Consider the following 14,190-nt stretch of genomic DNA (forward strand, 5'->3'; position numbering starts at 1 on the left):
ACTCCGTAAATTACATTCCAACCATATTGTTCAGTTGCAGCATCGGCTCGAGGATGGCGATGACGATAAACAGCACCACGCCCGCCATCATCACCACCAGCGCCGGTTCAAACAGCCCTAACGCCAGCCCCACCTGGGTATCAAACTCCCGTTCCTGGTTGACCGCGGCCTGTTCAAGCATGGTTTCCAGCTCGCCGCTCTGTTCACCAGAGGCGATCATGTACAACATCATCGGCGGGAACAGGCGCAGATCCGCCAGCGCGGCGCGCAGACTGCTTCCTTCGCGGACGCGATCTGCCGCCAGTAGCAGTTGCTGCTCGACATAGCGATTTGCCGACACGGCGGCAGCGGTCTGAATGCCTTCCAGCAGCGGAACACTGCTGGCGGTGAGGATGCTTAAAGTGCGGGAAAAACGCGCCGTATTCAGCCCGCGAGCAACCCGCCCCGTCACGGGCAAGCGCAGCAAAGTTTTATCCCAGCGCAGCCGCATAGTCGGCTTTTTGAGTAGCCGTTGCCCCAGCACCAGAAGCCCCAGCAATCCCGCCAGCCAATAAACGCCGCTGGCTTGTAAGGCGTCGCTCATGGCGATAAGGGTGCGGGTGGAGGCGGGCAGCGCGTGTCCGAGGTGATCGAACTGTTCGATAATTTTCGGCACCACCGCCGTCAGCAAAATAGTGACCACACCCGTTGCCACCACCAACAGCACCAGCGGGTAGAGCATGGCCTGCAGCAGTCGTGATTTCAGGCGCTGGCGCTGTTCGGTGTAATCCGCCAGTCGATTGAGCACCACATCGAGATGCCCGGATTTTTCTCCGGCAGCCACCATCGAACAAAACAGAGAATCAAAGACGCGGGGATGTTCGCGCAGGCTGTCCGACAGGGTGTACCCCTCCTGAATCCGGCTGCGCAGCGCCATTCCCAGACTATTCACATGCAGTTTTTCGCTTTGCTCACTGACCGCCTGTAAGCAGGTTTCCAGCGGCATTGCTGCCTGAACCAGCGTTGCCAGTTGGCGGGTGAACAGCGCCAGATCTGCCGCCGCCACACGACGATGTGCGTGCCGCCGACGCTGCAACATTCCCCCTGACGAAGCATTCAGCCGGGCTTCAATGTGCACGGGAATGAGGTCTTTAGCGCGTAACAACTGGCGGGCATGACGCGCGGAATCCGCCTCAATCATGCCTTTGGTTTTGCGGCCATTACGCTGTAGCGCCTGATAGTAAAACAGTGCCATTACGCCTCCATCGTTACCCGCAGCACTTCATCAAGAGAGGTTTCTCCGGCGAGTACTTTCTCAATGCCGTTGCTGCGGATACCCGCAGAGTGTTGCCGGACATAACGTTCCAGCTCCAGTTCCCCGGCCTGACGGTGGATCAAATCACGCAATGTGGCGTCCACCACGATCAGCTCATGGATGGCGGTACGCCCACGAAAACCTTTGTGATTACAGGCGGGGCAGCCCTGCGGATGGTACAGAGTGACGGTTCGCGCATCGGTAATCCCCAACAGGCGTTTTTCTTCGTCGGTAGCAGGTGCGGGCTGGCGGCAGTCGGGGCACAGCGTGCGAACCAGTCGCTGCGCCATCACGCCCGTCAGACTGGAAGAGAGCAGGAAAGGCTCCACGCCCATATCCTGCAAACGCGTGATTGCCCCCACCGCCGTGTTGGTATGCAACGTGGAAAGAACCAGGTGCCCCGTAAGCGACGCCTGAACGGCGATTTCTGCGGTTTCGGTATCGCGGATCTCACCGACCATCACTACATCCGGGTCCTGACGCAAAATCGCACGCAGGCCACGGGCGAAGGTCATGCCGACACGGGTGTTGACCTGCGTCTGACCGATCCCTTCAATCATGTATTCGATGGGGTCTTCAACCGTGAGAATGTTGCGCGAGTGGTTGTTCAGCTCCTGCAATCCGGCGTACAGCGTGGTGCTTTTGCCAGAACCCGTCGGCCCCGTCACCAGAAAGATGCCGTGCGGTTTGTGCAGTAGCTGGCGCAACTGCGCGGTCAGTTCATGACTCAGCCCCAGACGCTCCAGCGTCAGGCGGGCCTGGTTTTTGTCCAGCAGTCGCAGCACCACGCGCTCGCCCCAGGCAGAAGGCATGGTGGAGACGCGCACGTCAATCGCCCGGCCGCCCAGCAGCAGCGCAATACGTCCATCCTGCGGCACGCGCTTTTCGGCAATGTCCAGCCGCGCCATCACCTTGATACGCGACACCAGCAGCGAGGCCAGTTTGCGCCCGGGACGCAGCATTTCATGTAGCGTTCCGTCTACACGAAAACGGATCACCAGACTCTTTTCAAACGTCTCAATGTGGATATCCGAAGCGCCTTCTTTAATTGCCTCTGCCAGCATGGCGTTGATCAGTTTGATGATCGGCGCATCGTCGTCACTTTCCAGCAAATCTTCCGTTTCTGGCAGCTCTTCTGCGAGGGTAAAGAAGTCCTCGGCGGAACCGAGATCTTCCATCAACTGGCGAGCTTCGGAAGAGTCCCGCTGCCAGACCGCATTCAGCCGCTGTTCAAATTCGGCCTCGTCGATTTGCCGCAGCGTAAAGGGCGCGTTCAGCCCCCGTTGCAGCTCCTGCAAAACAGAGAGCGACAACGGATGAACATGGAGGATCTCCAGCGACGCTTCGCACCATGCCACCAGGCTAAACCGGCGGCTGAAACTGTAGGGCAGACGCACGGTGTTAGCGGAGGTTTCCTGTGCTACAGGCACCATTAACGCGTTCTCCCGGCATTGAGGAACGCGCGAACTTCCGGCGGTAAGGCCTGGTTTTGCGCTGGTAGTACCGGCTGCGCAGTGTTCGGCATCAGGCTTAAGCCTTGCTCATCGCGATAGATCTGCTCGGCGCGCATATAGTTATATTTGCGCTGCGAAACGCCGTCTGCCGCCATACCGTCACGCAGAATGGTCGGGCGGATAAACACCATCAGATTACGTTTTTCTTTTTTATCTGCCGTGGACTTAAACAGGTTGCCAATCAACGGGATATCGCCCAACAACGGCACTTTCGCCACGCTTTCTCCCGCCTGGTCGTCCATCAGACCGCCAAGCACAATCAGCTCACCATCGTTAGCCAGCACGGTAGTCTTCAGTTTGCGCTCGCCAAACACCACATCGAGGCTGGTCTGTCCTTCCACCTTCGACACTTCCTGCTCAATCACCATCTGTACCGCGTTACCTTCGTTAATCTGCGGCGTGACTTTCAGCATGATGCCGACTTTTTTCCTTTCTACCGTGTTGAAAGGATTGCTGTTATTGGAGCCAACGGTAGAACCGGTTAATACCGGAACGTCCTGCCCCACCATGAAGAAGGCTTCCTGGTTGTCCAGCGTGGTGATGCTCGGCGTAGAAAGGACGTTAGAGCTGGAGTCGTTTTTAACCGCCTGCACCAGCGCCATCCAGTCGCCTTTCACCACGCCAACCGCCGTACCGCTAAAGCCGGAAAGTAGCTGGGCGAGCGTGGAGAGGTCACCGTTGGTATCCGGGTTAATGGTGGTGGCACCGTTTTCGCTGATCACCGTGGAACCTTTCTGCGGCTTCGCCTGAGAAATCGCCGCCCCTAGCGTGCCGATAGGGATCTGCGTGCCGTTGGCAAACTGCATTAATCCGGCATCTTTCGACGCCCACTGCACGCCGAAGTTGATATTGCTGCCTTCGGCAACCTCCACGATCAACGCCTCGACATGCACCTGAGCACGGCGGATATCCAGTTGTTCAATCACGCTTTGCAGCGACTGCATGATGTCCTGCGGCGCGGTCACAATCAGGGCATTACTGTGTTTGCTGGCGGCAATAGAAACAACCTCACGTCCGCTACTGACCGTGCCTTCCGCCTCTTCTTTAGCGGCGGTGAGCGTGCCGCTGACCTGTTTCAGAACATCGACCAGATCTTCCGCTTTGCTGTATTTGAGATAGAACACCTGGCTGTTGCCGCTGCGTTCCATTTCTGAGTCCAGGCGACGGATCAGACGGCGCATTTTGTCTCGCGTAGCGGGATCGCCGCTGACAATGACGCTGTTAGTGCGTTCATCAGCAACAATCTGCGATTTCAGCGTTGCTGGTTGGTTCTCGCCGCTGTTTTTGGTCAAGCTTTCCAGCACGCGGGCAATTTCCGAGGCCGAGGCGTTATCCAGCGGGATCACCTCTTCGGTGCGGTTTCCCGCATGATCCACGCGCTGAATCACTTCCGTCAGCCGTTCCACAACCGAGGCGCGTCCGGTAAGCATAATCACGTTGGAGGGATCGTAATTAACGACGTTGCCAGAACCCGCGCTGTCGATCATCTGGCGCAGAATCGGTGCCAGTTCGCGTACAGACACATTACGTACCGGCACCACTTTAGTGACCATTTCATCGCCCGCGTAGTTATCGTTACCTTCACCGACCAGCGGCAACGGCTCGACTTTTGCGGCGCTGGATTTCACCACCTTCAGCACGTCGTTTTCCATCGGCACGACGGCATACCCCTGCGCTTCCAGCAGGTTAAGGAATAGCTGGTAATACTGGCGTTCATTGAGCGGGGTCATAGTACGAATACTCACTTTCCCCTGAACGCCCGGCCCCATAATGATGGTTTTATTGAGGTTAGCGCCGACGGTTTCGATAAACGATTTCAGATCGGTATCTTTAAAATTGGCGGTAAAAGTGGCTTCTTCCGCCCAAACTGGTGAACTGCATAATGCCGCTGCCAGCATCAGCGGCAGTAAACGCTTTTTTGTTTTGAGGCCAGTTGTCTTCTTACGCCAGATCGACAACGTAATATCACGCCAAAACACGATGAATGATTCTCCTGGATTAAATGCAGTTAGCGCAGCGCGATGGAAATGTCGTAGCGCGCACCCTTGCGTAAAACCGTGAGTTGAATGGAATCCATTGAAGGTAACTGCCGCATCAGAGCAATCATTGCTCGTGGATCAGTGAAATCCTGCTGATTTAACGCAATGGCGATATCGCCTTCCTTGAAACCGCTGGCATCGAACAGAGAACGATCTGCCCCCGGTTTCACTGCATAACCGACAATCCCCTCCTTACGCACAGGCGTAAGCTGGATATAGTTAAAAATTTTCTGCGGGTCTTTCGCCAGTGCCTGGCGCACGGCAGCCGGGATCTCAACTGGCGTGCTGGCGGCAGGTTCAGCGGCTGTTTGCTTTGCTTCGTCACTGACGGTTTTTTCATTGGTCACGGCAACGGTGGAACGCTCCTCTTCTGCCAGACTCAGGCGCTCCATTTTTCCCTGATAACGCAGCACCACATGATCGCGATAAATCTCTTCGATCACCGCGTTGTGAGAGTCAAGCCGTTCGCCCAGCAAATAGACCTGCTGTTTGCCGCCTTCTTCAATAACCGCGCCGGGTCTGGCACCAAAGGCGATCCCGCGCAGTACCACGTTAAGACGTGTTTCTGCCACCGGAGCCGGTTCGGGTTGTTTTACCAGTGCAGCAACGGGCTGATATTTGCCAAACCAGTTTTGCTGGCTGATTAATTGCACGTCTTTTTTATCGAACGTTTTTACATCCGCACGGGTCGATTTATTCACCGATGGGGAAATCGCCGTATATTCCGCAGAAAAGGAGATATAGCGCCAGAGTGAATGCGCCATTTTTGCAGAAATAATAAGCAACATCAGCCAGAACATCCCGCGTGCAATTTTGCGCAGATGCTCTTTGTCTGTATTAAGAGATTGTCCCTGGCTAAGAGTGTAACGAATTTTAGTCAGCCATTGATTGAGATAAATTCGTGCGTCACGAAAAACAACCCGCGCCAATTTATATATACCCGACGTTATGCTTTGACTATTCCACAGGTGGTACGATCCAGTTTCCGCTGATACTGGTTGCCTGTGCGTGTATCATTAATCGTTATGCTGTAATTAATCCCCTCAGTGATCATTAATTTCACCGTTGGGTCAGCGCACATTTGTCGTTGATAGCTGGTTAAAAACGCGTCCGGCGTTTGCGTGGTTTGAGCACCCGCTTCGCTGATAATGGTCATTTTTACCGTCGTGCCGCTACTTTGCGCCAGCACTAAGGTATATCCCGCAGATTTAATCGGCAGGTTTTGGCTGATATTTTGCGCCTGTTTTTTCGCCAGCAAACTGGCGTTTTCATTATGGCTTGCGCAGCCACTTAATAATCCTGTAACGCTTAACAATAGCGATATTAATACCCTCCCTGGCATTTGTTTTATCGACATAGTAAATAATCTCTAAGGTTATTAATGAGAGTAAAAATGTCACTTCGATAATGACGTGGTTATCATTAAAACAATGCCTGTAGATAAAGTGTTGCTATACCGCCCAGACTTAAACACGGTCCAAAAGGCAGCGTCGTTGATCCTTTTTTTGTAATAACGGCATATATCAGCCCGCAGCATGATGCAATTAAAGCAACATGGGGTAGCGACAATGCCCCCACCCAGCCACCTAAAGCGGCGAAGAGTAATACATCGCCCATGCCTAATGCTTCTTTACGCAGAATTATTCCGGCCAGCCAGCGAAGGGAGTAAAAAGTGACAAACCCCACCAGTACGCCGGTGACTGCGTCTTGTAACGTTAGCGGACTCTGCTGTGCCCATGCCGCAATCAGCCCCGTCCACAATACTCCCTGAGTAAAGACATCGGGCAGCCATTGATTATCGAGGTCGATGATACTCGCGGCAATCAGCCAGGCGGATAATATCATCACCGCCAGCCCCCATCCACTTTCCGGCCAGACCAGACTTGCCAACAAAAAAGCGAGTGCCGTCAATAACTCCACCAGCGGATAACGCTTGCTGATTTTCGTCTGACAATCACGGCAGCGCCCTTTGAGCATCAGCCAGGAGAGCAGCGGAATGTTGTCACGAACGCGGATGGTCTGCTGACAATGCGGACAATGCGAGCGTGGCAGCGCCAGGCTATTTTTAGCTGCGTGCTCGGCGTTTCACCGTGAAACTCCGCCATTTGTTGGCGAAGCATGATGGGGTAACGCCAGATCACCACATTCAAAAAACTGCCGATGATTAATCCTCCGACGGTTGCCAGGACAGGTATCGCAGCAGGATATTGCTGAAAAACATCAAAAAGCATGGTTAAAGGTTATTTGTTGTAACTTGCCGGATGCGGCGTGAACGCCTTATCCGGCCTACAGGTGTCTGCCAACGCAAATAATCGCGGCTTCTTCCCTCCAGGCCCGATAAGCTGGCGCATCGGGCATATATGTTGACCCGGTGCGCCTTATTTCATGCCGGATGCGGCGTGAACGCCTTATCCGGCCTACAGGCTTATTCGGCTGGCATCGAATACTCGGTAACCTTATTAATGGTTTCCGGCCCTTTTTCCGGTTTCGACAGGTGCATCGCCGCGAGCGTGTTGTAAGCCGACTGGCTCACTCCGCCTTCGAAGCTCATCTCACTTGCCCCCGGAAGCTGGTAAGCATTTGCGCCCGGATTCCATTTCTTAAAGAATTCCGAAAGATCCGCCTGAGCAACCCAGGATGCACACAGCATCAGCGTGTCAGCAGCGTTACCGTTTGACTCAGCACAGTAATTTCTTTCGCCAAACTTGGTTTTGCCTGCCTCATCGCCGCGCGCTTTACGGTGCATCAACTGGAACAGGTTCCAGCCCTTCATCCCTTTACGATCGCTGTAGAACTTAGGCAGGTCACCATCTGGATACCACTGTTTGATATCAAAGTTTTCCTCTGCCCACTCCTTCAACTGTGCGTACATCAGCAGACGGTCACCCGCACCGCCGCGCGCCCAGGCCTGACCGTTGCTCTCGTCCAGATATTCCGGCGCGACGGTAATGTCGTCAGCGACACGGTTCATCTTACCGAGATAGCGATCCTGCATGTACAGCGCCAGCACGTTGTTCGCCACTTCAGTTGCACCCGGTACGTTCAGCGGTGTTTCTGCAGCGTTATGACCGACTTCGTGCCAGATCAACCAGTCGTTCAGCGGCGTCGTCGGCAGCGTGGTGCTGTTCGTCGAGAAGCTGCTGTTCATTACCGGATAACCCGAGTGCGCATCACCGATGGAGATCTGCACATCGTTGGCGAAACGATGCTTGTGACCTGTCAATGCCTTATAGGTAAACATCCGGTGGTTACCACTTTCGCCATCACGACCGTAGAAGTCATTCATCGAGCTGGCAAAGGTATCCAGTTCCTCTGCGAATTGTTTCAGGTCACCCTTGTAATTGCTGGCGTTCAGGTTGTTCTTCGGTGCGGTGTAGACGAAAGAATCTGACTCCAACTCGCCCAACGGCGCAGGAGATTTCAGATCGTTTTTCCATGCGCCGTCTTTATAGAACGGTGCTTTTACCACACCAGTAAAGGTGAAGCTGGCAGATTTATTATTCTCCTTGCTGTCGCCCTTGATATAAATCAGACCACCATAAGGAGCCGTAAACTTCACCGTACCATTAGCCTCCAGAGTATACGTTTTAGTCACTCTCGGCGGACGGTTCAGCGCAACTTCATGCTTTTCACGTCCGGTCAGGTCGTCAGCCAGCGCCACGGTGACAGTCACAGGAACGTCCGCTGTAGACTCAATGGTGACCTCTTTCTGAGCCGGAGCCCACAGGCCGGTTGATTGCATGTTACCTGCAAACCATTTAGTCGGATTCGAGTACAGGCTGATGGTTTCCGTAACATTCTCACCCTCTGCCGATACTGCTCCAGGATACTTCTCAACATCAACTTTGATGTTCAGATCCCACCAGGAACGCCCCAGCATCAGACGCGTCAGCGGTTTTTCCATATAGTTGAGCGGATAGCTCGGGTTCATCATGCCCGCTTTGGTAGTATTATCTCCGTAGATCATGTTGTTATCGACCAGCGATTTCTTCAGTTCCGCGGAGCACTCGGTGCCACCCTCGTAAGCATTGTTGGCGTAGCAGTTCAGGAACTCGGTGAACGTTTTAAAGCCCAACTCGTCATTTTTGCCTTCTTCATAACGATAAGCCGTGTCGTTCCACAGCCAGACCGACATGTTCTGGTACAGACGTTCGAGATCGACGCTGTTCAGACGTTCGCCTTTACTGCCTTTAGTACGGAAATAAAGCTCATGTTGATACAGGCGCTGAATGTTGGTGCCTAAATCCGCAGCCTGCACCATCGCTTTCGCAGTGTCGGCGTCAAGATTCAGTTGCGTATACTGCGGAACATACATTGTCCCCGTCACAGGAACACCCGTACCAGGACGATATTCCAGGCAGTTGACCTCATAGTGATATGTCGAGTCCTTACACTCCTGTAATCCAGGAAACTTTTCAAAGATTTTTGCCTTTGCCGCCTCCAGAGACTCTTTTGTTTTAAACTCCGCCTCATCGATAAAGGCATAGCGCTTGACCTGTTCGCCATCGACATCTTCCAGCCAACTGGCCACTTCCAGTTTCGGCTTGTCATCAGGTTTGTTGTCTTGCTGGTATTTCCAGATAACTTCTTTCGTTGTTTCATCAATGGTATACGGCGGTTTTCCATCGACAAACGGATAACGTTCATAGACCCAGATACCTTTTTCGCGCTGTTGGCGTACGCGATCCGGATAACCCTGCGGATCGTTGTTCACCACCGATTTGTTCAGAGCCATTGACAGACCCGCGGCATCCAGCAGACGCACAAAGCCAGACGCGCTCTCTTCCTTAAGATTGCTCATCACGTTTTCCATGATCAGCACTGATCCGCCTTTGTTCAGATAGGCGATCAGATCGGTCACATCCTGCTGAGTCAGCTTCGGTTTGCTGGTATCTGCACGCAGAGGCACTGCATAGGGATCGCCAGACCACTGAGTCACATATTCAAAACCGTTGAGGATCAGCAACGGAACTTCTTCCGGATTCAGATCGCCATAGCTGGTCAAATGTTTAACAGAAATACCTGCAAAATCCGGATGGAAGCCAAATGGAGCACTGTTCCCAGTGACCTGGCCATGACGTTTGAAATAAACGTTTTCCAGGTTCGTACCCACGGTCATTGTGCTCTTGGTATTCGGCTGCCAGATGTCGTTTGACAGGTAGCGCAGTACGTTCTGCATGAAGTGCTTCATATCATCTGAATCACCGCTGAGCGTACACTCACCTTTATCATTGACACCACCGGCCCAACTGTAACCATTAGGGCAACGCAAAATGCTGTTGTAGTGCGGGTTACCGATAACCATCAGCTTGCCATCACCGACTTGCCCCAGCGAAATAAACGGCAGGTTGAAGGTCGCGGTATCGCGCGTCACGTTTTCCGGCACAACAAGAGAAGGCGCTTCAGTAATGTACGCCAGCTCGTTTTTATCCCAGGCGCGTTTTTCACCAAAGGCCAGCCAGTAGTTTTTATCATTACGCGCCATCAGAATCGGGAAGGCCGCGTTGGAGATATTCACCACCGCCTGACCGCGCGCATTACCGGTGCTGCCATAGAAGTTGGTGGAGTCATGGAATACATGGAACTTGCTGACAGATTGGTAGTTCGTATCCACACCCCACAGTTTGTTGATAACGCCCTGAATCTGACCGTCATTAACATTGCGTGTCGTCAGCGAGAACCAGCGAGCCTCGTTACAACCGGCGGTTTTCGTACAAATCGCGGTATCGATCTCTTTGGCCTGTCCCGTCTTAAACTGCTCGATAAATTCGTTTTGCAGCACAACGGTTTGATCGCCTTCATCCAGCGTCGCGCCATTGGATAACGAGAGATTGATAATCTCGTTAATCACGTTGGGATATTCAGCAAAGACCTTGCGTACATCGTCCGGAACAACACGGGTATTATTTTGCCCGGTCGTCGAATAGCGATGAATCAGTTGATCGACATTCGCGCCGCGAACTTCATCACCCAGTTCAGTCAGCGCAATGGTCGACTTGTTGCCGCGTACTGAGCCAAGTTCAAAGGTATCGATACCAAAGGAGATGGTTTCGCCCCAGCTAAAGGAAAATTCACCATTTTCCCCTGTCACACCACGGCCTGAATTGGTGTAGTAGTCAACACCAGCAACACCATATCCCTGGCTATCCACCAGGCGGCCTTCGGAGAGAATAATTTCAGTAGGTTGATACTGATAAAACTGTTCCGCATTAGCTGACACAAATTTGGCGTTCAGATCCGGCGTTGTTCCCTCTGTCGTGACGGGCACGACCGGTGAGGTATGGGTGGATGGCGCTTTATCGGTCGCGACATTGTTTTCCACTTCCTCATTTACCAGCTTTTTGAATTCTTCCGGTGCCAGATCGATTTGCTTATACAGTTTTTCAAAGCGTGCGCGATCGACCACTGACGAGAAGGTCAGACAAAGTTGTTCTGCATCCGCCGGGCAACTGTCGCTGGAAGTTAACAGAGAGATAGCATTGGTTTTCTCATTTTCAGAATCCGCCAGCTCCTGCGCGTCCTCGAGGCTAAACGACACTTTGTCAACCGCACGCAGGCTACGCGCAGCTTCTGACTGGGTGTTGAAAGTTGCAATGGTCGTACTACCAACCACACAACTCACGGTGTTGCCAGGTGTAAAAGTAAAGCCATCGCTGGATTCACCATTACAGGTAGCACCAGTTACCCGCTGGCTTCCGCCCAGGGTCAGATAACCCGTTTTCGTGGGAACAGGTTCTGGCTCTGGTTCTGGTGTCGGCTCAGGATCAGGTGTTGGATCCGGCGTAGGTTCTGGGTCCGGCGTCGGCTCAGGCGTCGGCTCCGGGTTTGGTGTTGGATCAGGTTTCACTTCCGGCAAAGACCCTGTTCCAGAATCTACAGGCGGAGTATCGGAGGACGAGCCTGAACCACCGCCATCACAACCGGCTAACAGGGTTGCGCTTAAAATAGCCGCTAAAAGCGATTTCTTATATTTAAATTTCTTATTCATTAATAACGCAAGTGACAAAACAAAGTTAAAAAATTCGTAACTGTGGAAATAGTTTTATGTTTTACCTTCTCTAAAAATGACCTCCATTCTTAAGAAATCTGCATTATTGATAACGAAATAGATAAAATTTATAGGAATATCCCCTATACGATGTCAGAGGGGTGATTTATAAAAATTTTTAACAAACAAAAAAGTAACAATTATTCACAATATTACTATCTCAAGTCATTGATAGTTTTAACGATTGCGATTGCAAAAGCAACAGATAGCACGCTACTTGCTCATCAAGCGAACACAATTAATACAGCTTGTTTTGCGTGGTAAAAAAACACAGATTTTCACGCCATTAATTATTTACCGGGTTATCTAATCATCAAACATTATTGATCTGATGATAATAAATAGAGAAATGATCTTGCTATTGTTTAGCCGGAATAACGAAACAGATATGAAAAAAGCCGGATGATATTTACAGCCATCCGGCTCTATTGAATTACGAAACCAACATTCCGGTAAACACATATGCCTGCAGCAGCGTGATAATGCCAATAACGCTGGCAAAGATCAGACTGTGCTTCACGGTGTAACGGAACAATTCAGATTCTCTGCCCACCATGCCCGTCGCGGCGCAGGCCACGGCGATAGATTGCGGGGAGATCATCTTGCCTGTCACGCCGCCGCTGGTATTTGCTGCCACCAGCAGAGTGTCCGAGACGTTGATTTGCTGCGCGGTGGTTGATTGCAGTGAACCAAACAGGGCGTTCGAGGATGTGTCAGAGCCGGTAAGAAATACCCCCAGCCAACCAAGGAACGGCGAGAAGAACGGGAACATCACGCCAGTACCCGCCAGTACCAGCGCCAGCGTAGTGGACATGCCGGAATAGTTGGTCACGAAGGCAAATGCCAGCACCATGCCAATCGACAATATCGGCCACTTCAGGCTAATTAGCGTTTCTGCGAAAACGCCAATACCTTTCTTGATCCCGACACCAAGAATGAAGATAGAGATAATTGCCGCGATAAAAATCGCAGTTCCGCCAGCGGAGAGTGGATCAAATTTAAACACCGCATCCATTGGCGTCGGTTGGGCGACAATGGGTGCCGCTTTCAGTACCTGTTGATGCAAATGGGGGATCTGGAAGTTAATCACCAGCGAATAAAACGCGCCGCCCGGAGCGAATAACGCTTTAAACGGCTTCATGGTCCAGATGGTGACCAGCACCGTTAAGATTAAAAACGGTGACCACGCACGAATGATTTGCCCAAGGCTGTATTCTGACGGTACTGGGCCGCCAGAAGACGGTTTATTCACCACCATCGCACCTGCGGATTGCCCCATGCTGATTGCCGTTTCGGTATTTTTCGGCCGCCAGACTTTGAGGAATAAAGAGAGTGAGACGATACTCACCAGCGCCGAAGTAATATCCGGCAGTTCCGGGCCAATGTAGTTAGAGGTAAAGAACTGGGTAACTGCGAAGCTACCACCCGCCACCAGCGCCGCTGGCCATGTCTCTTTCACCCCTTTCCAGCCGTCCATCATCGCCACCAGCCAGAACGGCACCAGTACCGACAGGAACGGCAACTGACGTCCCGCCATTGCGCCAATGTCGAACGGATCGATGCCAGTCACCTGACCGGCAACCAGAATAGGCACGCCCAACGCACCAAACGCCACCGGCGCGGTGTTGGCAATCAGACACAGCCCCGCCGCGTATAACGGTTTAAAGCCCAGTCCCACCAGCAGCGCGCCAGTAATCGCCACCGGCGCGCCAAAGCCCGCAGCTCCTTCTAACAGTGCGCCAAAAGAGAAGCCAATCAGCAACACCTGCAAACGTTGATCGTCGGTGATGGAGATAACCGAGCTGCGGATAATATCAAACTGGCCGCTGGCAACGGTTAATTTATAGAGGAATACCGCCGCGACAATAATCCAGGCGATTGGCCATAAACCATAAATAAAACCATATCCCGCAGCAGCAAATGCCATATCAATCGGCATTTTAAAGGCGAATATCGCAATCAATATCGATAATATAAGGGTTATTGCTCCGGCGACATGCCCTTTCAGACGTAATATCGCAAGCGCAACGAAGAAGAATATTATCGGGATCAGGGCAACCAGAGCGGATAGCCCCAGCCCTCCCATCGGCATATACATTTGGGTCCAGGTAACCATATTGTTCAGTCTCTTATTATCTTTATATGCTTGATATGCTTAAGGTTGTAATAAGCAAAAGAGGACTGAACTGTAAAATATAGGCGTTATACTTTACAGCAACAGCACGCCGCTAACGCAATTGCTACCTCAGGCATAACAAGTATATCGGGTAAGGGGTTCTGTTCCGCACCCACAGG

At 52.3% G+C, this 14,190-nt stretch carries 7 protein-coding genes and 1 pseudogene; all 8 read right to left on the reverse strand.

Translation table 11 applies throughout. The annotated features are described in order from the left end of the window. Positions 1–10: 10 nt before the first annotated feature. The 8 genes and pseudogenes from gspF to glcA all read right to left on the reverse strand — a co-directional run bounded on the left by gspF (position 11) and on the right by glcA (position 14,011). Positions 11–1,234, reverse strand: a complete 1,224-nt coding sequence (gene gspF, locus ESM_RS0113565) for a type II secretion system inner membrane protein GspF (RefSeq protein ID WP_001173473.1) — start codon at positions 1,232–1,234, stop codon at positions 11–13. After that, positions 1,234–2,727 carry a type II secretion system ATPase GspE gene (gspE, locus tag ESM_RS0113570; protein ID WP_000249315.1) on the reverse strand — a complete coding sequence of 498 codons (1,494 nt, stop codon included), beginning with the start codon at positions 2,725–2,727 and terminating at the stop codon, positions 1,234–1,236. Before gspE ends, gspF begins: the two co-directional genes overlap by 1 nt. Beyond that, positions 2,727–4,787 carry a type II secretion system secretin GspD gene (gene gspD, locus ESM_RS0113575; protein ID WP_000498809.1) on the reverse strand — a complete coding sequence of 687 codons (2,061 nt, stop codon included), beginning with the start codon at positions 4,785–4,787 and terminating at the stop codon, positions 2,727–2,729. The genes gspE and gspD overlap by 1 nt, the downstream gene beginning before the upstream one ends. 29 nt (positions 4,788–4,816) lie before the next feature. After that, entirely contained in the window at positions 4,817–5,776 is a 960-nt protein-coding gene (gene gspC, locus ESM_RS0113580) for a type II secretion system protein GspC (RefSeq protein WP_000135106.1), read from the reverse strand. Between the two features lie 17 nt (positions 5,777–5,793). Continuing rightward, complete coding sequence (gene gspS2 / locus ESM_RS0113585; protein ID WP_001309757.1) at positions 5,794–6,204, reverse strand: type II secretion system pilot lipoprotein GspS-beta; 411 nt, start codon at positions 6,202–6,204, stop codon at positions 5,794–5,796. 65 nt (positions 6,205–6,269) lie between these two features. Next, positions 6,270–7,078 (reverse strand): annotated as a pseudogene (locus ESM_RS01000000124885) (prepilin peptidase). Positions 7,079–7,272: 194 nt separating this feature from the next. Next, positions 7,273–11,835 (reverse strand): lipoprotein metalloprotease SslE, encoded by a 4,563-nt coding sequence (sslE, locus tag ESM_RS0113595; RefSeq protein WP_001034460.1) that lies wholly within the window; start codon positions 11,833–11,835, stop codon positions 7,273–7,275. Between the two features lie 493 nt (positions 11,836–12,328). Then, a complete protein-coding gene (glcA, locus tag ESM_RS0113600) occupies positions 12,329–14,011 on the reverse strand; it encodes a glycolate permease GlcA (RefSeq protein ID WP_000259271.1) in 1,683 nt (560 codons plus the stop codon). Between the last annotated feature and the right edge of the window lie 179 nt (positions 14,012–14,190).

The sequence above is a fragment of the Escherichia sp. TW09308 genome (assembly GCF_000208565.1).
Taxonomy (GTDB): Bacteria; Pseudomonadota; Gammaproteobacteria; order Enterobacterales; family Enterobacteriaceae; genus Escherichia; species Escherichia marmotae.